Here is a 21,786-nt window from a genome sequence, read left to right as displayed (position 1 = left end):
TTGGGCTACAGCACAGCAGCCCAGAACAACCCGGCCAGGTACAAGGCCACGCCGAACACCCCATGAGCCAGCAGGCTGCGGCCCCGCGCCGCATTTGGCTTGGGGGTTTTCGAGGCGAAGAAGCCCGCGCCCATGCCGGGCTGCATGATCAGGTAGGGCGCCGCTACGGTCGCCAGGCCAAGCACGAACGCCGGCACAAAGCGTGGCTGCTGCGCCCACTCCAGCCCACAGAGGGCGAGCAGCAACGCGGCGAAAATCACCCCGATGGTGTAATGCGCACTCCAGCCAATCAGCCGTTCATTGGCCAGTGCCGGCGCCTTGGCGATGCTCTGATGGGTGAACTGCCCCTGTGGCATATGGCCGATCCAGCGTCCGACCAAACCCCAATTCGGCCCAGCCATGCCCAGCACGCGCTGCTGGAACAGCGACCAGAGGTCGGCCAGGGCGGTGGCCGTCAGGCCAATCAGTACCGCTAGGGTTAATCCTTCAAGCATGGCGTGCTCCAGTTGTCATCATTCAATAGATTGATTGAATGATTGGCCAATGCTACCTTCCTGTCAATGACCGATATGAAAACCCAGCAGCACCAGCACATCGCCGAACTGGCGCGGACCCTTGGCCACGCCCATCGCCTCAATCTGCTCGAACAGATCGCCGCCGGCGAGCTTGCCGTCGAGCAACTGGCCCAGCAGTGCGAGCTGTCGGTGGCCAATGCTTCCCAGCATCTGCAGCACTTGCGTCGCGCCGGCTTCGTGCAGACCCGCCGCGATGGCAAGCGCGTGTTCTACCGGCTCAGTCCCGGGCCGATCCCGCAAGTACTGGCGGCGCTCGGCCAGTTGGCGGCGTTCAACCGCGCGGCGATCCGTGAGCTGATGAGCGATAGCGTGAGCGCGCCCGAGCACTTGGAGGCGATCAGCAGGGAAGAGCTGCTGGAGCGTTTGCAGGATCACAGCGTGACCCTGCTCGATGTGCGCCCGGCCGAGGAGTTTGCCCAGGGGCATTTGCCGGGGGCGATCAACATTCCCTTCACTGAACTGCAGCAGCGCCTGGGCGAGTTGCCGGCCAGCCACGAAGTGGTCGCGTATTGCCGCGGGCCCTGGTGCGTGTTTTCCCGTGATGCGGTGACGGCCCTGAAAGCCGGGGGCTTCAGGGCGCGGCACTATCTTCAGGGTGTCGAACAGTGGCCGGGGCTACTGCAGGACTAGCCCAGCTCGGCGAGGCAGCGTTCGAGGATGTCCAGGCCCTCTTCGAACACTTCAGGCTCGATGGTCAGTGGCGCCAACAAACGGATGATGTGCCGGGCGCTGCCGCTGGGCATCAGCAGCAGGCCGGCGCTCCTGGCCGCTGCCAACAGCTGCGCCAGCTGCTCGGTGGCCGGTGTGCCGTCGGCCTTGAGCAGTTCGATGCCGCGCATGGCCCCGGTGCCGGTCAGGCGGCCCAGGTAAGGCGAGAGCTTGCTGGCCTGCCAGCGCTCGAAGCGGCTGACCAGTGCGGCTTCCTGGCGTTCGCCCCAGGTCGAAAGGTTGGCGTCGCTCATTTCATCCAGGGTCGCCAGGGCTGCCGCACACGCCATCGGGTTGCCGGAGTAGGTGCCGCCAAGGCCGCCTTTGGGCAGGTTGTCGACCAGCGCCTTGCGGCCGACCACTGCGCCCAGCGGCATGCCGCCGGCGATGCTCTTGGCCAGCAACAGCAGGTCCGGCTCGATGCCCAGGCGCGGGAAGGCGAAGCGCTGGCCGGTGCGGCCAAACCCCGACTGGATCTCATCGACGATGATCAGGATGCCGTGCTGGTCACAGAAGCTGCGCAAGGCTTTGGCGAAGTCTGGTTCCATTGCCAGGAAGCCGGCTTCACCCTGCACCGGTTCGAAGATGAATGCAGCCACATCGTTGACGTCGATCTCGACGCTGAACAACCGCGCCAAGGCCTGAAGCGCCTGCTCGCTGCTGACGCCGGTGTCCCGGCTGGGGTAGGGCAGGTGATACACCGGCCCCGGCAACACGCCGACCCGCTGCTTGTAGGGCGCAACCTTGCCGTTAAGGTTGAGGGTCGCCAGGGTGCGGCCATGGAAGCCGCCGTCGAAGGCGATGATCGCGGTCTTGCCGGTGGCACCGCGGGCGATCTTCAGGGCGTTTTCTGCCGCTTCCGCACCGCTGTTGGTGAGCATGCCGCTGAGCGGGTAGGACACCGGTACGAACTGCGCCAGGCGGTTCATCAATTCGAGGTAGGGTTCATGCCCGGCGGCGTTGAAAGCGTAGTGAGTCAGACGCGTGGCCTGCTGCTGGATGGCGGCGACAATCCGCGGGTGACAATGGCCCAGGTTCAACACGCCAATGCCGCCAACGAAATCAATATAACGTTTGCCGTCGGTGTCCCAGACTTCCGCGTTTTTACCGTGGGACAGTGTAATAGGGTGAACTACGGAAATAGACTGGCTGATAGTTTCGTGACTCATTTACCCGTGCCCTCGCTGCAGTTTCTTATTATCTAAGCGAGGCACGGTAATTGAGTGCAAACGAAATAAAGGATTGCAATCATTCCTTCAAGTCGGGAACTTGCCCGGCCACACGTACACGTGCGGCAATCCACTCGACAAAGGCACGTACCTTGGGCACCTCGGCAGCATGCTCGGCATGGGCGATGAAGTGCGAGCCTTCACTGGTTTTGGGGTGGTTCCAGGGGATCACCAGTTTGCCCTCGGCCAGCTCTTCGGCCACCAGGTAGCGCGGGATCAGGGCGATGCCGCAGCCGGCCTGGGCGGCGCGGATGCACATGTAGAAGGTGTCGAAGCGCGGGCCGTGGTAGCTGTTCTGCGTGTGCAGGCCCTGGCCGAGGAACCACTCGTGCCAGGCCTCGGGCCGCGAGGTGCACTGCAGCAGGCGGTGTTCGGTGAGCGATTCGGCGCTGTCGAAACGCTGTCGGGCCAGCAGCTCCGGCGCGCACACCGGCACTACCTGCTCCTTGAACAGCTCGATGCAGGTTGCCCCGGGCCAGGTGCCCTGGCCGAAAAAGAAGGCGATGTCGGCCTTGGCCTGGACCAGGTCGAAGGGCTCCAGTTCGTTACGAATGTCCAGGTGGATCCGCGGATGGCGCTCGCCGAAACCCTTGAGGTTGGGCACCAGCCAGCGCTCGCCGAAGGTCGGCTGGGTGGCAATGCGCAGCACCTCGGTTTCGCCGCCGTAGCTGAGGATGTAGCGGCTGGACATGTCCAGTTGCACCAGGATCTTGTTCACCTCGGCCAGGTACAGGGCGCCGGCCGGGGTCAGGTGCAGGCGCCGGCGGATACGCTGGAACAGCGGGTGCGAAAGCATCTCTTCAAGCTGCGCGACCTGCTTGCTCACCGCGCTCTGGGTCAGGTGCAGCTCTTGCGCGGCGCGGGTAAAGCTCAGGTGCCGGGCGGCGGCTTCGAAGCACTGCAGGGCGGTGGTGGAGGGCATCAGGCGTTTGGACATGGGCGGGATCAACCGGGCGAAAAAGAGATAAGGTCATTCCGTTACGGAATCATGTGCTTCTAAAAGGTCGTTTGTGAGCAGCGGCCCTATAGATTAATACTGACCTGCATCAATGATTTCAACCCGTATCCGCTGTAGGAGAATAATAAGATGGTTGCTGAACTACTTACCCGTTTGGGCGTGCCCGAAAGTTTATATAACGGCGGCACTCATGCTGTTTTTACGCCCATCGACGGCAGCCAGATCGCAGCGCTTACCCTGGAGAGCAAAGAGGCGGTCACCCGCCGAATCGACGCCGCCCATGCGGCCTTTTTGCACTGGCGCGATGTGCCGGCGCCGCGCCGTGGCGAACTGGTGCGCCTGTTTGGCGAAGTACTGCGCAAGCACAAGGCCGAACTCGGTGAGCTGGTGTCGATCGAAGCCGGCAAGATCACCCAGGAAGGCCTGGGCGAAGTGCAGGAAATGATCGATATCTGCGACTTCGCCGTCGGTCTGTCGCGTCAGCTGTACGGCCTGACCATCGCCTCCGAGCGCCCGGGCCACCACATGCGTGAAACCTGGCATCCGCTGGGGGTGGTAGGGGTGATCAGCGCCTTCAACTTCCCGGTCGCGGTCTGGGCCTGGAACACCACCCTGGCACTGGTGTGCGGCAACGCCGTGGTGTGGAAGCCGTCGGAGAAAACCCCGCTGACCGCGCTGGCCTGCCAGGCGCTGTTCGAAAAAGCCCTGAAAGCCTTTGGCGAAGCGCCAGAAGGCCTGAGCCAGCTGATCATCGGTGATCGCGATGCCGGCGAAGCCCTGGTCGACGACCCGCGCGTGCCGCTGGTCAGCGCCACCGGCAGCACCCGCATGGGCCGTGAAGTCGGCCCGCGTGTGGCCGCGCGTTTCGGTCGCAGCATCCTCGAGCTGGGTGGCAACAACGCGATGATCCTCGCGCCCAGCGCCGACCTCGACCTGGCCGTGCGCGGCATCCTGTTCAGCGCCGTCGGCACCGCTGGCCAGCGTTGCACCACCCTGCGCCGGCTGATCGTTCATCGTTCGATCAAGGACGAAGTGGTGGCCCGGGTCAAAGCCGCGTACGCCAAGGTGCGTATCGGTGATCCACGTAAAGACAACCTGGTCGGCCCGCTGATCGACAAGGCTTCGTTCGCAGGCATGCAGGATGCGTTGGCCCGTGCCCGCGATGAAGGCGGCCAGGTGTTTGGTGGTGAGCGGCAGCTTGAGGACCAGTACCCGAATGCCTACTACGTTTCTCCAGCTATTGCCGAGATGCCCGCGCAGAGCGCCGTGGTTCGTCATGAAACCTTCGCCCCGATCCTCTACGTGCTGGCCTACGACGAATTCGACGAAGCCCTGCGCCTGAACAACGAAGTGCCGCAAGGCTTGTCGTCGTGCATCTTCACCACCGACCTGCGTGAAGCCGAGCGCTTCCAGAGTGCGGCAGGCAGTGACTGCGGGATTGCCAACGTCAACATCGGCACCAGCGGTGCGGAGATTGGCGGGGCGTTTGGCGGTGAGAAGGAAACCGGCGGTGGCCGTGAGTCGGGCTCGGATTCGTGGAAGGCCTACATGCGTCGGCAGACCAATACCGTGAACTATTCCCGCGAGCTGCCGTTGGCGCAGGGGATTGTGTTCGACTGATTACCGAGTCGGCCCCATCGCTGGCAAGCCAGCTCCCACAAGGACTCTGTGGGAGCTGGCTTGCCAGCGATGGCCGCGCCACCGATCCCGCCAGTGGAACAATAAAAACCGCTTTCACCCTACCAGTTGAGGGTTACCCATGGCATCGCTACAACAAAAGAAACAGCGTTCGCTGCAACACGGTCTGACCTCGCGCCAGGTGTCGATGATCTCCATTGCCGGGATCATCGGTGCCGGGTTGTTCATTGGCTCGTCCACCGCCATCGCCACGGCCGGGCCGGCCATTCTGATCTCTTACACCATGACCGGCCTGCTGGTGCTGCTGGTCATGCGCATGCTCGGGGAAATGGCCATCGCCAATCCCAACAGCGGCTCGTTCTCCACCTACGCCAGCCAGGCCATCGGGCCCTGGGCCGGGTTTACCATTGGCTGGTTGTACTGGTGGTTCTGGGTGCTGATCATTCCGGTCGAGGCGATCGCCGGCGCCGATATCCTGCATGCGTACTTTCCCGGTGTGCCGTCGTGGCTGTTCGCCTTCCTGATCATGATCGTGCTGTCGGGCACCAACCTGATCAGCGTGAAGAACTTCGGTGAATTCGAATACTGGTTCGCCCTGATCAAGGTCATTGCCATTCTCGCCTTCATCGGCGTCTGCACCCTGGCGGTGTTCGGCTTCTGGCCACTGGCCGAAGTCTCGGGCGTGCAGCAACTGTGGGCGACCGGGGGCTTCATGCCCAATGGCTTTGGCGCGGTGCTCGGTGGTGTGCTGGTGACCATCTTCTCGTTCTTCGGCGCCGAGATCGTCACCATCGCTGCCGACGAAACCTCCAACCCCAAGGACAAGATCCGCAAGGCCACCAACCTGGTGGTGTACCGCATCGCGATCTTCTACATCGTCTCGATCTTCTTCATCGTTTCGCTGGTGGCCTGGAACGACCCGGGCCTCAAGGCGGTGGGTTCGTTCCAGCGCGTGCTGGAAGTGCTCAATGTGCCGGGCGCCAAACTGATGGTCGACCTGGTGGTGCTGGTGGCGGTGACCAGCTGCATGAACTCGGGCCTCTACACCGCCTCGCGCATGCTCTACTCGCTGGGCTCGCGCGGCGAAGCGCTGAAGATCACCAAGCGCATCTCCGGCAATGGCGTGCCGACCGTGGCAGTGATCCTTTCGACCTTCGCCGGGTTCGCCGGTTGCCTGGTCAACTACGTGTTCCCCGGCAAGGTCTTCGGCTTCCTGCTGTCGACCACCGGCGCCATCGCCTTGCTGGTGTACCTGGTGATCGCTGTGTCGCAGCTGCGCATGCGCGCCATTACTGATCGCCAGGGCACCGAGCTTGCGTTCAAGATGTGGCTGTTCCCGTGGCTGACCTGGCTGGTGATCGGCCTGATCACGCTGGTGCTCGGCTACATGCTGATCAGCCCGGCCTACCGCTATGAAACCCTGATGACCGCCGGTGTGACCCTGGCCATCCTGCTGATCTCGCTGACCCGGCGCAAAACGCCGGCCAACGAGCCGGCCGGCAGCCCGGCGGTATCGGGCAAAGGCCTCTAGCGCTGCGCCTGGCAAGGCAAAAGCCCATGACCGGTTCATGGGCTTTTTCGTTGTGCGGCGTTACTATCGGGGTCGCTTTCCCACCAATAACAGACAATCAGGAAGCCTATGAGTACCCAAGCCTTATCCCTGCAGGAACTGGCCGCCCCCGAAGGCGTCTGCTACGGCTGCGGCTGTTCCCACCCCAGCGGCCTGCACCTGAAGAGTCACTGGGACGCCGACGGTATCCACCTGCTGTGCCGCCATTCGCCGGACAGCACCTTCCTTGGTTGGCCGGGGCTGGTGTATGGCGGCTTGCTCGCCATGCTGGTCGACTGCCATTCCAACTGGACCGCCATGGCCTACCACTACCGTGCCGAAGGCCGGGAGCCCGGCAGCCTGCCGCGCATCGACTGCGTCACTGGCCAGCTCAACCTGACTTACCTCAAGCCCACGCCCATGGGCGTCGAACTGCTGCTCAAGGCCCGGGTCGAAGGCGAAGTCGGGCGCAAGACCCGGGTGATCTGCGAAGTCTGGGCCGACGACGTGATGACCGTCACCGCTGACTCGGTGTTCGTCCGCGTCGATACTGAAAGACTCAAGCACAAGGCTCACGGCACCGCTTAAAACGGCACGGCAATGGTCAACTGGCTGTAGACGTTGGTGCCGTTGCCGCCCACCTGGTTGCCACCGTTATCGCTGCTCTTGCGCGGCTGGTACAGGCCCAGCAGCGGGCTGATGATCAGGTGCTCGCTTACCGCCCATTCGGCGTACAGGTCCAGCTCGCGACCATCGAGGTTGAGGCTGTCGCGCTCGTGCAGGGTCTTGTAGTTGAACAGCAGCACGCCGAGGGTCAGCGCCTCGACCGGGGTAGCCTTGAGGCCGACAAAGTGCACATCGTTGTTGCTGTTGAACGGGCCTGAATAGTTGCCTGTGACCTCGCCCTGGAACCAGGTGCCGTAGCCGCGGTTCATGCCGTTGAACATCGCGTCCCAACCTTCGGAATAACGGCTGTAGCGGTAGGTCAGGTCCGGGCGCCAGGGCAGTTCGGCGAAGGTGTAGCCGGCTTCGGCATACCAGGCTTTCTCCGGCCCTGCGTCCTTGTTTTGCCAGGCGTACTCGAAGGCAAAATGCGCGTTATCGACCCCGGCGTCACCGGCGCCGCGCAGGCTGTAGATGTCCATGCCTTCGCGCTGTTTCTGCAATTCGCTGGCGTAACGATCATCGACATTCAAGCCGCGGATGTAGGTCAGCTCCAGGGTGCCGGGGGCGGCGCTGTAGGCCAGGGTGCTGGCAGCCAGTTCGCTGTTGGCCTGGGCGCGGTTGTCCGACTTCATCCACAGCAGGCTGCCGTGCAGGCCATCCTTGCCACCCAGGCGCAGCACTGCGGTCTTGTCGAAGGCGTGGCGGGCGGCCAGGTAATAGGCGCCGCCGCGATTGAGCTCGCCATCGGCCGGGCCCTTGCCGAAGTTCAGGCCGTCGTCGTTGATGATGAAACCATCGCCGAGGGTGATGACCTGGCGGCCGAACGACAGGTCCAGGCCATCGTCACCCAGGGCCGGGATCAGCTTGCCCGAGCGCCAGCCGGCGAAGGCTTCGTCGAACTTGGTGGTGCGTTCGCTGCCATCGCTGATGCCGGCGGCATCGCCGTCGCCCCAGGTGGCCGAGCTGACCAGGTTGGCGGTGCCGTAGACCGTGCCCAGCTCGCCCAGGCGTTGGTCGGCGCTGAGGCCATATTTGATGAAGCCCTCGCGCCAGGTCGAGCCGCCGCCGGTGCCGTCGTAGTTCTTGCGGCTGTTGAACAGGCCATACACGGCGAGGAAGTTGGCATTCAGGTGTGTATCGTCATCGGCATACAGCTCAAGGGCCTGAACCGGGGGCAGGACAAGCAGCAGGCACAGGCCGGTTGCCTTGAGCGAAGGGAGGAGGCGGGTGGTCATGGCACGGGTTCCTAAACGGCGGCGTTGGTGGCCGTCATTTAGGGTGGGAAGGCCCTGGCAGGTCTTTGCTTTGCCTGCCAGGGCGGTTGATCCTGCTCGCCAGCAGGGTTAGCGCAGGGTGCCGGCCATCTGCCCGAACACATCGAGCACGGCGCTGGCCAGGTCCTTGCTGCGCAGGCCGTTCCAGCCGGTCTCGGCATTGGGTGCGTCGTCGTGGTCCTTGAACGGCATTTCCAGGGTCAGCGACAGGCAGTCATGGGCCTGGCCGACGCTGTTGCAGGCCAGGGTCATGTTGGCCTGGCCAGGAGCGGAAAGCGGATAGCCATGCACCTGCTGAAAGTCCACGGTGCGCTTGCACAGGCTGTCGCGGAAGGTGGCTTCCAGTGCGGCGATACGCGCGTTGTAGCCGGGGTTGCCTTCGCAGCCAGCGGTGAACACGTGGGGGATTTCTTCGTCGCCATGCACGTCGAGGAACAGGTCGACGCCATGCAGCTTCATTTGCTGCTGGGCGAAGAACACTTCCGGGCTTTTGTCGATGCTTGCATCCTGCCAGGCGCGGTTCAGGTCCTGGCCCTTGGCATTGGTGCGCAGGTGGCCATGGATGGCGCCGTCGGGGTTCATGTTGGCAATCAGGTACAGGTCGGCTTCCTGGAGCAATGCCTGGATGGTCGGGTCATTGTGTTGCAGACGGTCGATCACCCCTTCCATGAACCATTCGGCCATGTGCTCGCCCGGGTGCTGCTGGGCGATGATCCACAGTTTGCGCTTGCCCGGCGCACCGCTGCCGGCACGCAGCAACTGGATGTCGCGGCCTTCGACACTGCGGCCGGTGGCCAGCAGTTCGACACCTGGGAGGGTGCTGGCACGCTCGATCAACTGGTTGTGGCGCGCGCGCGGGTAGGGCTCGAAGTAGGCGAACCAGGCCTGGGGCTGCTCGGCCTTGAGGCTGAAGTTCAGGGCCTTGCCATCGAAAGTAGTGGGCACCCGGAACCACTGTTGCTGGTCGTAGGAGGCCACGGCCTGGTAACCGCTCCAGGCCTCGTGGTAGGACGAGGCGCCGGCGTTTTCCAGGCTGAACCCATGGGTCTGGCCCGGGGTCAGCCCCGCAGCCTTGAAGTGGAACCACTGGAAGTGGTCGCTGCTGGTGTCGGGGCGGATATCCAGGCGCACCCGCTTGGGGTCACTGGCATCCTTGACGAGGATGTTGCCGGAATCGAAATCGCAGTCGATGTGCAGGGGGGACAGCGTCACGGTCATCACCAGGCTCCATGTAGAGTTGTTGTGGCAACTACTCTACACGCCTGGCTCAGGACCAGAAACCGATCGCTGCCAAGGCGGCCAGGCCCAGGCCGATGGCCACCGAGCAACCACCCAGCGACAAGGCTGCCCGTGGTTGCCGGTACCAGCCGTCCTCGCCCAGCTGGCGGGCCGGGGCCAGCAAGGTGCGCCAGCGCAGCTCGGTGGCATGGAAGGCTTCGCGGTGCTCGGGGGCGCTATCGAGCCAGCGGCGAAAATCGATGCGCTCACTGGCGGTCACCTGCGGGCTTTGCAGGCGCACGTACCATTGGCCGGCGATGCTCGCCAGGGCGTCGCGTTCTTCGCGGGCAATCTGCAGCGCCTGGTTCATGTGGCGCTCAACGGTGATCGCGGGCAGGTCGAGGCGCTCGGCGATGCTGGCGAACGACAGTTGGTCGAGGCGGCTGAGCAGGAATACCTGTTGAACGCGACGCGGCAGTTTTTTCAGACGCTGCAGCAAGGCATCGTCGGCAAGCTCGTGGGAAAGGGGAGTGTGTTCAAGGGGCAGCAACAGACGGGTCATGTACAAGCTCCTTGCTGGTCAGTGGAGTGGGGGCGTCTTCCGTGACGCTGCACCAGCTTATTCGTAACGAGATTGATTCTCAAGTGCTAATTCTGCAAAGCGCTGTTACAACCATTCACTGCGCGACATACATTTGCTATCATCGCGGCCATTCGAGCAACACCCATCTTCATTAGCCTGAAGACCAAAAAAAAGACCCGGCAAAAAGCCGGGTCAAAAACCGTGATTAGCCTGATGAGGAGATAATCTGAGAGTCCGACCTAAGGGCTTTCAGGTTATCCAACCAGTCTCGCGACCAGTTGTGAGCAATAATAATCGTTATCATTTGCAAGTCAAATGAATTTTCTGTCATTCCGTAAAAATCTTTTACCGAATGCGCTCCCTCCTGACCGGCGGACACCAACACCCGCTTTTGGTCGACTCTCCACGTAACTTGCAGAAATATGCTCAGGCCTGGTCCTGATTGGCCGCTGTGCGCTCGAGCATGGCCCTGGCCATGTTGATCATGTGCATCGACGCCAGCGCCAGGTCGCGCGGCACCCCTTGCAGGCCGTCAGCTGATTCGCAGGCGGTGGCGGCGGCGCAGCGCAACAGGTTGGTGGCATGGGCGGTCGCCTGGGCATCGCTGAGGCCTTGACGGGCGACCAGCAGCGGTTCGTCGGGGCCAAACGTCACCGGTGCCGGGTTGAGGTAGTAGTCCAGCGCACGCCGGGCGGCATCACTGTTACTTAATGCTTCGGAATCAAGGCTGAGGTCCGTTTCAGGAAATGTCGGTTTCATTCGGCTGCCTGCTATCTGGGTAAGCAATGAAAGGTGCCGACAGATATTAATACGCTCTGTAGTTATGACTATTGTTTAAATACTACAATATGTGTATTGAGCGCCAGGAGGCAGTCCGTATCGTGCCAGCGATGGATAAATGGACTGACCTGGTCAAAGCCAGGATGCGTGAGCTGAAGGTCACGCAGGAAAATCTCGCCGAACGCATCGGGGTCACCCAGGGCGCCGTGGGCCACTGGCTGCGCGAGGAGCGCGAGCCGAAACTCAGGGTGCTCAACCAGATTCTGGTGGAAGTGGGCCTGCCGCCGCTGCAAATGGTCTTCCCTCACCAGGTGGCGGAAAACAACGGTTCCTACGCAGTCGCGGGCAACCCGACTACTGTTACTGGCGCCGATGGCCTACAGCACGAACTGTATTTTCGCTATCCGATTCTGGCTTGGGGCAATCTCGACGAGGTCGAGGTGGCCGAAGACCGTGCGCTGCAGTCAACTGACTATAAAGCACAGGGGAGGGCGTTCTGGCTCAAGGTCGAAGGCGATGCGATGACGGCGCCGCTGGGCTTGAGCGTGCCGGAAGGTATGTTGATCCTGGTCGATACCGGGCTTGAGGCCGAAACCGGCAAGCTGGTGATCGCGCGTTCGCCCGACAGCACGGCGACGAGTTTTCGCCAGTTGAGCGAGGAGGGTGGCCAGCGCTATTTGCGCCCGCTCAACCCGACCTATCCCAAGGCCTTGTGCACCGAGCAGTGTGAGTTGCTGGGGGTGGTGGTGCAGGCATTGGTCAAGTTTTGAGGTGAATCTGATCGCGGGGCAAGCCCGCTCCCACACCGGACTGTGGGAGCGGGCTTGCCCCGCGATGAGGCCCTCAAGCCTCTTCCAGCTCCACCAGCACAGCCCCTTCACTGACCATCTCGCCTTCCTGGCAGAACAGTGCCTTGACCGTCCCGGCATGGGGCGCGCGGATGCTGTGTTCCATCTTCATGGCCTCCAGCACCACCAGTTGCGTACCGGCTTCGACTGCCTGACCAACCTCCACCAGCACCCGCACGATGCTGCCGTTCATGGGCGCGCCCAGGCCGCCCTGATGGCTGTGGCTGGCGTCGGCTTCGGCAATCGGGTCATAGCGGTTGACGCTGTGCAGCTCACCATCCCATTGCAGGTACAGGGTCTCGCCACGGCGGATCGCCAGGTGCCGACGGCGCAGGCCGTCCTGGTCGATCAGCAGTTGCTCGCCGTCAAGCTTCAGGTTCGAGGCCGCCGCCTGGTTCAGGTTGATGGCCTGGGCTTCACCGTTGCAGGTCAGGTGCAGGCTGATCTGCAACGGAACGCCGGCACGAAAGCCGCTGTTGGCTGCCCACGGCGAATAACGATCATCTGTCCGCGGTTGCAACGGCTGGCTTTGGATGAAAGCTTCGGCCGCTGCCTGCCAGAACGCCGCTGGCAAGGCTTGTGGCGCAGGCAGTAGCTGCTCCTGGTAGCGCGGGATGAACCCGGTATCCAGCTCGGCCTCGGCAAATGCCGGGTGGGCAAGGATGCGCCGCAGGAAGGCGATGTTGCTCTTCAGCCCGCCAATGGCGAACTCATCGAGCATCGCCAGCAAGCGCAAGCGGGCCTGCTCGCGGGTTTCGCCCCAGGCGATCAGTTTGCCGAGCATCGGGTCGTAGAACGGCGAGACGTCGTCGCCTTCGCTGACGCCGCTGTCGACCCGCCGTCCTTCGCCCGGTGCCGACTCGCGGTACAGCGCCAGGTGACCGGTGGCCGGCAGAAAATCATTGGCCGGGTCTTCGGCATACAAGCGCACTTCGATGGCGTGGCCATTGAGCGGCACCTGGTTCTGGGTGATCGGCAGCGGCTCGCCACAGGCGACGCGGATCTGCCAGGCCACCAGGTCGAGGCCGGTGATCGCCTCGGTAACCGGGTGTTCGACCTGCAGGCGCGTGTTCATCTCCATGAAGAAGAATTCGCCACGGGCATCGAGCAGGAACTCCACGGTGCCGGCGCCGACATAGCCGATCGCCTGGGCCGCCTTGACCGCCGCTTCGCCCATGGCCTGGCGCTGGGCGCTGCTCAGGCCCGGGGCAGGGGCTTCTTCGACAACCTTTTGGTGCCGACGCTGGATCGAGCAGTCGCGCTCGTTGAGGTACAGGCAGTTGCCGTGCTGGTCGGCGAATACCTGGATCTCCACGTGGCGGGGCTTGAGCACGTATTTTTCCACCAGCATGCGCGCATCGCCGAACGACGACTGCGCTTCACGCTGGGCCGAGGCCAGGGCTTCGCCGAGCTGGCTTTCGTGTTCGACTACCTTCATGCCCTTGCCACCGCCCCCGGCGGTGGCCTTGAGCAGCACCGGGTAGCCGATCTTCTCGGCGGCGGCGCGGAAGGTTTCCAGGTCCTGGGCCTCGCCGTGATAGCCCGGCACCAGTGGCACGCCGGCCTGTTCCATCAGGGCCTTGGCCGCCGACTTGCTGCCCATGGCATCGATGGCGCTGGCCGGTGGGCCGAGGAAGATCAGCCCGGCCTGTTCGATTGCGCGGGCGAAGCCGGCGTTTTCGGACAAAAAGCCGTAGCCGGGGTGGATCGCTTGGGCGCCGCTGGCTTTTGCCGCGGCCAGCAGCTTGTCGATGTCCAGGTAGCTTTCAGCCGCCTTGGCACCGCCGAGGTCGACGCGGATATCAGCCTCGCGGCTGTGCCGCGCTTCACGGTCGATGGCGCTGTGCACGGCGACAGTGGTCAGGCCCAGGGCCTTGGCGGTGCGCATCACCCGGCAGGCGATCTCGCCGCGGTTGGCAACCAGCAGGGTGGTCAACGGGGTGCGGCTCATGGGCGCGGCTCCTTGTTCGACGGTTCGCTCTGCCAGGCCGGGCTGCGTTTTTCCAGGAAAGCGCGCAAGCCTTCCTGGCCTTCGGGGCTGACGCGGATGCGGGCGATGGCGTTCTCGCAGTAGCGGCGGATGGCCGGGGTCAGTTCGCCGTGGCCGACTTCACGCAACAGCTCCTTGCTGGCACGCATGGCCTGCGGGCTGTTGAGCAGCAGGTTGTCGATCCATATGCCGACCTGCTGTTCCAGTTCCGCGGCCGGGTAGGCTTCGGCCAGCAGGCCCAGCTCACGGGCGCGGTCGCCACTGAAGCGTTCGGCGGTCAGCGCGTAGCGGCGCGCGGCGCGCTCGCCCATGGCCTGGACCACGAACGGGCTGATCACTGCCGGCGCCAGGCCGATGCGCACCTCGGACAGGCACAGCTGCGCGTCACTGGCGCCAATGGCCATGTCACAGCAACTGATCAAGCCCAGGGCGCCGCCAAAGGCTGCGCCTTGCACCACGGCCAACGTCGGCACCTTGAGCCGGGCCAGGTTGTACATCAGCTCGGCCAGCTCGCGGGCGTCATCAAGATTGGTGTTGTAGTCCAGCGCTGCCGACTGCTGCATCCAGGCCAGATCGGCGCCGGCGCTGAAGTGCCGGCCACGGCCACGCAGCAATACGAAACGCAGGCTGCTGTCGGCGCCGATGTGGTCGATGGCGATGATCAGCTCGCGGATCATCTGCGCGTTGAAAGCGTTGTTCTTGTCTTCCCGGCTCAGCCACAGGGTGGCGAAACCACGGGGGTCCTTGATCAGTTCAAGGGTACTGAAGTCGCTCATGGTCACATCCGGAAAATGCCGAAACGGCTCTGTTCGATCGGTGCGTTGAGGGCAGCAGACAACGCCAGGCCAAGGATCTCGCGGGTTTGCGCCGGGTCGATGACGCCGTCGTCCCACAGCCGCGCGCTGGAGTAGTAGGGGTGGCCCTGGTGTTCGTACTGGTCGAGGATCGGCTGCTTGAGGCGCGCTTCGTCTTCGGCGCTGAAGGCCTGGCCACTGCGCTCGCTCTGCTCGCGCTTGACCTGGGCCAGCACGCCGGCCGCCTGTTCGGCGCCCATCACGCCGATTCGCGCGTTCGGCCACATCCACAGGAAGCGCGGGTCGTAGGCGCGGCCGCACATGCCGTAGTTACCGGCGCCGAAACTGCCGCCGATGATCACCGTGAACTTCGGCACCTGGGCGCAGGCCACGGCGGTAACCAGCTTGGCGCCGTGCTTGGCGATGCCGCCGGCTTCGTACTTCTGGCCGACCATGAAACCGGTGATGTTCTGCAGGAACAACAGCGGGATGCCACGCTGGCAGGCCAGTTCGATGAAGTGCGCGCCTTTTTGCGCCGCTTCCGCGAAGAGGATGCCGTTGTTGGCCAGGATCGCCACGGGGTATCCGTGCAGGTGGGCAAAGCCGCACACCAGGGTGGTACCAAACAGCGCCTTGAATTCATCGAACACCGAGCCGTCGACCAGCCGCGCGATCACCTCGCGCACATCGAAGGGCTGCTTGGCGTCGGCCGGGACCACGCCGTACAGCTCTTCGCTGCTGTACAGCGGCGCCACCGGGGCGCGTTGCTGCAGCTCGCCGAGCTTGTGCCAGTTGAGGTTGGCCACGCAGCGCCGGGCGATGGCCAGGGCGTGCTCGTCGTTGTCGGCATAGTGGTCGGCCACGCCGCTGGTCTTGCAGTGCACGTCGGCGCCACCGAGGTCTTCGGCGCTGACCACTTCACCCGTAGCGGCCTTGACCAGCGGGGGGCCGGCGAGAAAGATCGTCGCCTGCTGGCGGACCATGATCGCTTCGTCGGCCATCGCCGGCACATAGGCGCCACCGGCGGTGCACGAGCCCATGACCACGGCGATCTGCGGAATGCCGAGCGCGCTCATGTTGGCCTGGTTGAAGAAGATCCGCCCGAAGTGCTCGCGGTCGGGGAACACTTCATCCTGGCGCGGCAGGTTGGCGCCGCCGGAGTCCACCAGGTACAGGCACGGCAGGCGGTTCTGCAGGGCGATGGCCTGGGCGCGCAGGTGTTTTTTCACCGTCAGCGGGTAGTAGGAGCCGCCTTTGACCGTAGCGTCGTTGGCGACGATCATGCATTCGACGCCTTCGACCCGGCCGATGCCGGCGATCACGCCAGCGGCCGGGACGTCTTCGCCGTACACCTCATGGGCGGCCAGCTGGCCGATTTCGAGGAACGGCGAGCCGGCGTCGAGCAGGCGGTCGATCCGATCGCGCGGCAGCAGTTTGCCCCGCGAGGTGTGCCGCTCCTGGGCCTTGGGCCCGCCGCCCTGGTGAACCTGGGCGATCAGGCTGCGCAAGGCGTTGACCTGTTCAAGCATGGCCGCGCTGTTGGTGGCGAATTCCGCCGAGCGCGGGTTGATGTGGGTGTGCAAGGTAGCCATGGCGCGATTCCTTGTGCTCAGCGGGTTTCGTTGAACAGTTCGCGGCCGATCAGCATCCGGCGGATTTCACTGGTGCCGGCGCCGATCTCGTAGAGCTTGGCATCGCGCAGCAGGCGGCCGGCCGGGAATTCATTGATGTAGCCGTTGCCCCCCAGGATCTGGATTGCCTCAAGGGCCATCTGGGTGGCGCGCTCGGCGGTATAGAGGATGACCCCGGCGGCGTCCTTGCGCGTGGTTTCGGCGCGATCGCAGGCCTGGGCCACGGCGTACAGGTAGGCGCGGCCGGCGTTGAGCTGGGTGTACATGTCGGCGATCTTGCCCTGGATCAGCTGGAACTCGCCGATGCTCTGGCCGAACTGCTTGCGGTCGTGGATGTAGGGCACCACCAGGTCCATGCAGGCCTGCATGATCCCGGTCGGGCCGCCGGAGAGCACCACGCGCTCGTAGTCCAGGCCACTCATCAGCACTTTGACGCCGCCGTTGAGCACGCCGAGGATGTTCTCCTTGGGCACTTCGACGTTGTCGAAGAACAGCTCGCAGGTGTTGGAGCCGCGCATGCCGAGCTTGTCGAACTTGTTGCTGCGGCTGAAGCCCTTCCAGTCGCGCTCGACGATAAAGGCGGTGATGCCGTGGGCGCCTTTCTCAAGGTCGGTCTTGGCGTAGATCACATAGGTGTTGGCGTCGGGGCCGTTGGTGATCCAGGTCTTGCTGCCGTTGAGGACGAAATGGTCGCCGCGCTGTTCGGCGCGCAGTTTCATCGACACCACGTCGGAGCCGGCGTTGGGTTCGCTCATGGCCAGGGCGCCGATGTGCTCGCCGCTGATCAGCTTGGGCAGGTACTTGGCTTTCTGCTCGGCGTTGCCGTTGCGGTTGATCTGGTTGACGCAGAGGTTGGAGTGGGCGCCGTAGGAGAGGGCGACCGAGGCCGAGCCGCGGCTGATTTCTTCCATGGCCACCACGTGGGCCAGGTAACCGAGACCGGCGCCGCCGTATTCTTCCGGGACGGTGATGCCGAGCAGGCCCATGTCGCCGAACTTGCGCCACATGTCGGCGGGGAACAGGTTGTCCTGGTCGATCTGCGCGGCGCGCGGCGCCAGTTCAGCGGCGACGAAGGACTGGACCTGGTCGCGAAGCATGTCGATGGTTTCGCCCAGGGCGAAGTTCAGGGTCGGATAACGCATGCTGGCACCTTCTATTTGTTCTTGGATCAGGGTGTGGTGTCTGCCCTCATCGCTGGCAAGCCAGCTCCCACAAGTAGCGAGTGCACCGAACACTGTGGGAGCTGGCTTGCCAGCGATGGGGCTTATAACCTTTACGTTAACGTAAACCTGCCGCCGGATGCTGTCAATCTCGCCATGACCTTTACGTTAACGTAAATATGGGCCAGAGTAAGACCCGCTTGAATCAGCTCCCAGAACAACCACAAAAAGGGACCGCCATGAATCAACCGAGCTATACCCAGGGCCGCCAGGACAAGCCGTTGCTGGCCATGACCATCGGCCAGGCGTTCGACCAGACCGTGTCACGCTTTGCCGAGCGCGAGGCACTGGTGGTACGTCATCAACAGCAGCGCTACACCTGGCAGGCGCTGGCCGCCAGCGTCGACCTGCATGCCCGGGCGCTGATGGCGCTGGGGTTGAAAACCGGTGATCGCTTGGGCATCTGGGCGCCGAACTGCGCACAGTGGTGCATCAGCCAGTTCGCCAGCGCCAAGATCGGCGTGATCCTGGTCAACATCAACCCGGCCTACCGCACCAGCGAGCTTGAATACGTGCTCAAGCAGTCGGGTTGCCAATGGCTGATCAGCGCCGGCGCCTTCAAGACCTCCGATTACCACGCCATGCTCGGTGAACTGCTGCCGGACCTGGCCCAGCAAGCACCCGGTCAACTGCGCAGCGAGCGCCTGCCGGAGCTGCGCGGGCTGATCAGCCTCGACCCGCAGCCGCCAGCCGGCTTTCTGCCCTGGGAGCGCCTGGGCTGGCTGGCCAGCGAAACCGCTCCCGCTGATTTCCAGGCCCGCCAGCAAAGCCTGCAGTTCGACCAGCCGGTGAACATCCAGTACACCTCCGGCACCACCGGCTTCCCCAAGGGTGCCACGCTCAGCCACTACAATATCCTCAACAACGGCTACATGGTCGGCGAGAGCCTGGGCCTGAGCGAGCACGACCGCATGGTGATCCCGGTGCCGCTGTACCACTGCTTCGGCATGGTCATGGGTAACCTCGGTTGCATCACCCATGGCAGCACCATGATCTACCCCAACGATGCCTTCGACCCGCTTTTGACCTTGAGCTGCGTCGCCGAGGAGAAGGCCACGGCGCTGTATGGCGTCCCGACCATGTTCATCGCCATGCTCGACCATCCGCAACGGCCTGACATGGACCTGTCGACCCTGCGCACCGGGATCATGGCCGGCGCCACCTGCCCGATCGAGGTGATGCGCCGGGTGATCGGCGAGATGCACATGAGCGAGGTGCAAATCGCCTACGGCATGACCGAAACCAGCCCGGTGTCGATGCAGACCGGCCCGGATGACGACCTGGAACTGCGTGTGACCACGGTCGGGCGCACCCAGCCGCAGCTGGAAAGCAAGATCATCGACGAGCAGGGCTGCATCGTGCCGCGCGGGCAGATCGGCGAGCTGTGCACTCGCGGTTACAGCGTGATGCTTGGCTACTGGGGCAACCCGGCGGCGACCAGCGAAGCCATCGACCCGGCGGGCTGGATGCGCACCGGCGACCTGGCGACCATGAACGAGGCGGGCTATGTCTGCATCGCCGGGCGCAACAAGGACATGATCATCCGGGGTGGCGAGAATATCTATCCGCGGGAGTTGGAGGAGTTCTTCTTTACCCACCCGGCGGTGGCGGACGTGCAGGTGATCGGTATTCCCGATGAGCGTTACGGCGAAGAGATCGTCGCCTGGATCAAGTTCCACCCCGGCCACAGCGCCAGCGAGATCGAGCTGCAACAGTGGTGCAAGAGCCGCATTGCCCACTTCAAGACCCCGCGTTACTTCCGCTTTGTCGAAGAGTTTCCGATGACGGTAACTGGCAAGGTGCAGAAGTTCAGGATGCGCGAGATCAGCATTGAAGAGCTGATCAAGCGCTGAGTCCGCGGCGCTGCTATCGCTGGCAAGCCAGCTCCCACAGGTGCAGCAGAGCCCTTGAGTGCTCTGAGAACCTTGTGGGAGCTGGCTTGCCAGCGATTGGATACTACTCTTTCAGCGGTGTTGGCCGTGTCGGCTCGGGGTTTCGACCCTGGCCTTGGCCAATCGCTCATTTTTTTTGAACCCCGGGCCGCGCCCCCGCTCTGAACCTTTAGTGCCACTTCATAACGGAGCAACGTTCGATGACCCGCGATGAGCCCTTCGAAACCGACCGCATGACCCCGGCAAACGACCACCCGGACCAGGCCCTGAGCCTGTCCCAGGCCTTGCTCGAACCGCGGATCGTGATCGAGAACACCTTGCCGGTGCTCGATGGCGGGCTGTTTGCGGTCAAGGCGGTGGTGGGCGAGCCGGTGCAGGTCAGCAGCAAGGTCTATGCCGATGGCCATGACGCCCTGGTGGTGATGCTCAACTGGCGCCAGGCCCACAGCCGGCGCTGGCATTGCCTGCCGATGCAGTTTGCCGGCAACGACCTGTGGCAGGCCGAATTCACCGTCAGCGAGCAGGGTCGCCACCTGTTCAGCATTGAGGCCTGGATCGACCCGTTCGCCACCTATTGCCATGACCTGGAGAAGAAGTTCAACGCCGGCATCGCGGTGCCCTTGGAGCTGCAGGAGGGGCAACTGTTGATCGAAAACAATATCGGCCGCAGCAACGGGCCGTTGCGCGATCAGTTGCAGGCCTTGCACCGGCACCTGCCGGGCCTGTCCGCCGACGAGCAGGTGGCCTTGCTGCTGCACCCGGACACGGCGCTGCTGATGGCCGAAGCCGAGCACCGCACCTACCTCAGCCGCAGCCCCGAATACCCGCTGGATGTCGAGCGTATCCAGGCGCAGTTTGCCAGCTGGTACGAGCTGTTTCCCCGTTCGGTCACCGACGACCCTGAGCGCCACGGCACCTTCAATGACGTGCACGAACGCCTGCCGATGATCCGTGACATGGGCTTTGACGTTTTGTACTTCCCGCCCATCCACCCCATCGGCGTGCGCCACCGCAAGGGCCGCAACAATGCCTTGCAGGCCGAGCCGGATGACCCCGGCAGCCCCTATGCCATCGGCGGTGCCGAAGGCGGGCACGAGGCGATTCATCCGCAACTGGGCAGCCGCGAGGATTTTCGCCGGCTGGTGGCTGCCGCTGCCGAGCATGGCCTGGAAATCGCCCTGGATTTTGCCATTCAGTGTTCCCAGGACCACCCCTGGCTCAAGGAGCACCCGGGCTGGTTTTCCTGGCGCCCGGACGGCAGCATTCGCTATGCCGAGAATCCGCCGAAAAAATACCAGGACATCGTCAATGTCGACTTCTACGCCGCCGATGCGGTACCGGCGTTGTGGCTGGCCCTGCGCGACGTGGTGGTGGGTTGGGTCAAGGAGGGGGTCAAGAGCTTTCGGGTCGATAACCCGCACACCAAACCCTTGCCGTTCTGGCACTGGCTGATCGCCAATGTCCGCAGCCAGTACCCGGAGGTGATCTTCCTCGCCGAAGCCTTCACCAAGCCTGCGATGATGGCGCGCCTGGGCAAGGTCGGTTATTCCCAGAGCTACAGCTACTTCACCTGGCGCAACACCAAGGCCGAGCTGCAAAGCTACTTCGAAGAGCTCAACCAGCCACCCTGGCGCTACTGCTACCGGCCGAACTTCTTCGTCAATACACCGGACATCAACCCGTACTTTCTGCATGAGTCCGGGCGCGCCGGGTTTCTCATCCGCGCCGCCCTGGCGACCATGGGCTCGGGCCTGTGGGGCATGTACTCGGGCTTCGAGCTGTGCGAGGCGACGCCGGTGCCGGGCAAGGAGGAATACCTCGATTCCGAGAAGTACGAGATCCGCCCGCGGGACTTTACCCAGCCCGGCAACATCATTGCCGAAATCGCCCAGCTCAATCGTATCCGTCGGCAGAACCCTGCGTTGCAAACCCACCTGGGCGTGGCTTTTTATCACGCCTGGAACGACAACATCCTGTACTTCGGCAAACGCACCGCCGAGCGCGACAACTTCATCCTCGTCGCCGTCAGCCTCGATCCGCACAACGCTCAGGAGGCGCATTTCGAACTGCCGCTGTGGGAGCTGGGGCTGGACGACACTGCCGACACCCTCGGCGAAGACCTGATGAGCGGCCATCGCTGGACCTGGCACGGCAAGACCCAATGGATGCGCATCGAGCCCTGGCACCTGCCGTTTGCTATCTGGCGTATCGAAAAAGCCCTCTAGAAAGGAGT

At 63.6% G+C, this 21,786-nt stretch carries 18 protein-coding genes; 7 read left to right on the top strand and 11 right to left on the bottom strand.

Going from position 1 to position 21,786, the window contains the following annotated elements:
• Positions 1 to 5: 5 nt before the first annotated feature.
• Positions 6 to 494 carry a DUF2938 domain-containing protein gene (locus tag CCOS864_RS14365; RefSeq protein WP_115086915.1) on the bottom strand — a complete coding sequence of 163 codons (489 nt, stop codon included), beginning with the start codon at positions 492 to 494 and terminating at the stop codon, positions 6 to 8.
• Positions 495 to 569: 75 nt separating this feature from the next.
• Between CCOS864_RS14365 and CCOS864_RS14360 the strand changes: the two genes are divergently transcribed.
• Positions 570 to 1,205 (top strand): ArsR/SmtB family transcription factor, encoded by a 636-nt coding sequence (locus tag CCOS864_RS14360; protein ID WP_115087124.1) that lies wholly within the window; start codon positions 570 to 572, stop codon positions 1,203 to 1,205.
• On the opposite strand, the gene CCOS864_RS14355 is transcribed toward CCOS864_RS14360, so the two are convergent.
• Positions 1,202 to 2,452: a 2-aminoadipate transaminase gene (locus CCOS864_RS14355; protein ID WP_115086914.1), complete on the bottom strand. Its 1,251-nt coding sequence runs from the start codon at positions 2,450 to 2,452 to the stop codon at positions 1,202 to 1,204. The two genes, CCOS864_RS14360 and CCOS864_RS14355, sit on opposite strands and share 4 nt — an antisense overlap.
• 79 nt (positions 2,453 to 2,531) lie before the next feature.
• Positions 2,532 to 3,449, bottom strand: coding sequence for a transcriptional regulator GcvA (gene gcvA / locus CCOS864_RS14350; RefSeq protein ID WP_115086913.1), 918 nt, complete (start codon positions 3,447 to 3,449; stop codon positions 2,532 to 2,534).
• 150 nt (positions 3,450 to 3,599) lie between these two features.
• On the opposite strand from gcvA, the gene amaB reads away from it, so the two are divergent.
• The 3 genes from amaB (at position 3,600) to CCOS864_RS14335 (ending at position 7,245) form a co-directional block, all read left to right on the top strand.
• On the top strand, positions 3,600 to 5,090 hold the full coding sequence (gene amaB, locus CCOS864_RS14345) for an L-piperidine-6-carboxylate dehydrogenase (RefSeq protein ID WP_115086912.1): 1,491 nt from the start codon (positions 3,600 to 3,602) through the stop codon (positions 5,088 to 5,090).
• A gap of 139 nt (positions 5,091 to 5,229) precedes the next feature.
• A complete protein-coding gene (locus tag CCOS864_RS14340; RefSeq protein ID WP_115086911.1) occupies positions 5,230 to 6,639 on the top strand; it encodes an amino acid permease in 1,410 nt (469 codons plus the stop codon).
• Positions 6,640 to 6,747: 108 nt separating this feature from the next.
• Complete coding sequence (locus CCOS864_RS14335) at positions 6,748 to 7,245, top strand: PaaI family thioesterase (RefSeq protein ID WP_115086910.1); 498 nt, start codon at positions 6,748 to 6,750, stop codon at positions 7,243 to 7,245.
• Here the strand turns inward: CCOS864_RS14335 and CCOS864_RS14330 are convergent.
• From CCOS864_RS14330 to CCOS864_RS14315, 4 genes are all read right to left on the bottom strand, one after another.
• On the bottom strand, positions 7,242 to 8,558 hold the full coding sequence (locus tag CCOS864_RS14330) for an alginate export family protein (RefSeq protein WP_115086909.1): 1,317 nt from the start codon (positions 8,556 to 8,558) through the stop codon (positions 7,242 to 7,244). The two genes, CCOS864_RS14335 and CCOS864_RS14330, sit on opposite strands and share 4 nt — an antisense overlap.
• 108 nt (positions 8,559 to 8,666) lie before the next feature.
• The gene (locus tag CCOS864_RS14325; RefSeq protein WP_115086908.1) at positions 8,667 to 9,815 is read right to left on the bottom strand and encodes a M14 family metallopeptidase; all 1,149 of its coding nucleotides are present in this window, start codon (positions 9,813 to 9,815) and stop codon (positions 8,667 to 8,669) included.
• 49 nt (positions 9,816 to 9,864) lie between these two features.
• On the bottom strand, positions 9,865 to 10,377 hold the full coding sequence (locus CCOS864_RS14320) for a DUF4880 domain-containing protein (protein ID WP_115086907.1): 513 nt from the start codon (positions 10,375 to 10,377) through the stop codon (positions 9,865 to 9,867).
• A gap of 447 nt (positions 10,378 to 10,824) precedes the next feature.
• Positions 10,825 to 11,157: a DUF6124 family protein gene (locus CCOS864_RS14315; RefSeq protein WP_115086906.1), complete on the bottom strand. Its 333-nt coding sequence runs from the start codon at positions 11,155 to 11,157 to the stop codon at positions 10,825 to 10,827.
• Between the two features lie 131 nt (positions 11,158 to 11,288).
• Here CCOS864_RS14315 and CCOS864_RS14310 point away from each other — a divergent pair, with 131 nt between their 5' ends.
• Complete coding sequence (locus CCOS864_RS14310; RefSeq protein ID WP_233674558.1) at positions 11,289 to 11,948, top strand: LexA family protein; 660 nt, start codon at positions 11,289 to 11,291, stop codon at positions 11,946 to 11,948.
• A 73-nt stretch (positions 11,949 to 12,021) separates the two neighbouring features.
• On the opposite strand, the gene CCOS864_RS14305 is transcribed toward CCOS864_RS14310, so the two are convergent.
• The 4 genes from CCOS864_RS14305 to CCOS864_RS14290 are packed head-to-tail and all read right to left on the bottom strand — an operon-like array spanning position 12,022 to position 17,583.
• Positions 12,022 to 13,977, bottom strand: a complete 1,956-nt coding sequence (locus tag CCOS864_RS14305) for an acetyl/propionyl/methylcrotonyl-CoA carboxylase subunit alpha (RefSeq protein WP_115086904.1) — start codon at positions 13,975 to 13,977, stop codon at positions 12,022 to 12,024.
• The gene (locus CCOS864_RS14300; protein WP_115086903.1) at positions 13,974 to 14,792 is read right to left on the bottom strand and encodes a gamma-carboxygeranoyl-CoA hydratase; all 819 of its coding nucleotides are present in this window, start codon (positions 14,790 to 14,792) and stop codon (positions 13,974 to 13,976) included. The genes CCOS864_RS14305 and CCOS864_RS14300 overlap by 4 nt, the downstream gene beginning before the upstream one ends.
• Before the next feature lie 2 nt (positions 14,793 to 14,794).
• Complete coding sequence (locus CCOS864_RS14295; protein ID WP_115086902.1) at positions 14,795 to 16,402, bottom strand: carboxyl transferase domain-containing protein; 1,608 nt, start codon at positions 16,400 to 16,402, stop codon at positions 14,795 to 14,797.
• Between the two features lie 17 nt (positions 16,403 to 16,419).
• Positions 16,420 to 17,583, bottom strand: a complete 1,164-nt coding sequence (locus CCOS864_RS14290; protein ID WP_010223751.1) for an isovaleryl-CoA dehydrogenase — start codon at positions 17,581 to 17,583, stop codon at positions 16,420 to 16,422.
• 257 nt (positions 17,584 to 17,840) lie between these two features.
• Between CCOS864_RS14290 and CCOS864_RS14285 the strand changes: the two genes are divergently transcribed.
• A complete protein-coding gene (locus CCOS864_RS14285) occupies positions 17,841 to 19,514 on the top strand; it encodes an AMP-binding protein (RefSeq protein ID WP_115086901.1) in 1,674 nt (557 codons plus the stop codon).
• Positions 19,515 to 19,753: 239 nt separating this feature from the next.
• A complete protein-coding gene (locus CCOS864_RS14280; protein ID WP_115086900.1) occupies positions 19,754 to 21,778 on the top strand; it encodes an alpha-1,4-glucan--maltose-1-phosphate maltosyltransferase in 2,025 nt (674 codons plus the stop codon).
• The last annotated feature ends 8 nt before the right edge of the window (positions 21,779 to 21,786 follow it).

This window comes from Pseudomonas wadenswilerensis, assembly GCF_900497695.1.
GTDB classification, from domain to species: Bacteria; Pseudomonadota; Gammaproteobacteria; order Pseudomonadales; family Pseudomonadaceae; genus Aquipseudomonas; species Aquipseudomonas wadenswilerensis.
Note: the sequence above shows the minus strand (reverse complement) of the source record. Positions and strands in the feature narration are given on the sequence as shown.

Coding starts and splice junctions, on each gene's coding strand:
- CCOS864_RS14305 (WP_115086904.1), bottom strand. CDS start 13,977: ATGAGCCGCACCCCGTTGACCACCCTGCTGGTTGCCAACCGCGGCGAG.
- CCOS864_RS14285 (WP_115086901.1), top strand. CDS start 17,841: ATGAATCAACCGAGCTATACCCAGGGCCGCCAGGACAAGCCGTTGCTG.
- CCOS864_RS14295 (WP_115086902.1), bottom strand. CDS start 16,402: ATGGCTACCTTGCACACCCACATCAACCCGCGCTCGGCGGAATTCGCC.
- gcvA (WP_115086913.1), bottom strand. CDS start 3,449: ATGTCCAAACGCCTGATGCCCTCCACCACCGCCCTGCAGTGCTTCGAA.
- CCOS864_RS14280 (WP_115086900.1), top strand. CDS start 19,754: ATGACCCGCGATGAGCCCTTCGAAACCGACCGCATGACCCCGGCAAAC.
- amaB (WP_115086912.1), top strand. CDS start 3,600: ATGGTTGCTGAACTACTTACCCGTTTGGGCGTGCCCGAAAGTTTATAT.
- CCOS864_RS14360 (WP_115087124.1), top strand. CDS start 570: ATGAAAACCCAGCAGCACCAGCACATCGCCGAACTGGCGCGGACCCTT.
- CCOS864_RS14335 (WP_115086910.1), top strand. CDS start 6,748: ATGAGTACCCAAGCCTTATCCCTGCAGGAACTGGCCGCCCCCGAAGGC.
- CCOS864_RS14290 (WP_010223751.1), bottom strand. CDS start 17,583: ATGCGTTATCCGACCCTGAACTTCGCCCTGGGCGAAACCATCGACATG.
- CCOS864_RS14355 (WP_115086914.1), bottom strand. CDS start 2,452: ATGAGTCACGAAACTATCAGCCAGTCTATTTCCGTAGTTCACCCTATT.
- CCOS864_RS14315 (WP_115086906.1), bottom strand. CDS start 11,157: ATGAAACCGACATTTCCTGAAACGGACCTCAGCCTTGATTCCGAAGCA.
- CCOS864_RS14310 (WP_233674558.1), top strand. CDS start 11,289: ATGGATAAATGGACTGACCTGGTCAAAGCCAGGATGCGTGAGCTGAAG.
- CCOS864_RS14300 (WP_115086903.1), bottom strand. CDS start 14,792: ATGAGCGACTTCAGTACCCTTGAACTGATCAAGGACCCCCGTGGTTTC.
- CCOS864_RS14330 (WP_115086909.1), bottom strand. CDS start 8,558: ATGACCACCCGCCTCCTCCCTTCGCTCAAGGCAACCGGCCTGTGCCTG.
- CCOS864_RS14365 (WP_115086915.1), bottom strand. CDS start 494: ATGCTTGAAGGATTAACCCTAGCGGTACTGATTGGCCTGACGGCCACC.
- CCOS864_RS14340 (WP_115086911.1), top strand. CDS start 5,230: ATGGCATCGCTACAACAAAAGAAACAGCGTTCGCTGCAACACGGTCTG.
- CCOS864_RS14325 (WP_115086908.1), bottom strand. CDS start 9,815: ATGACCGTGACGCTGTCCCCCCTGCACATCGACTGCGATTTCGATTCC.
- CCOS864_RS14320 (WP_115086907.1), bottom strand. CDS start 10,377: ATGACCCGTCTGTTGCTGCCCCTTGAACACACTCCCCTTTCCCACGAG.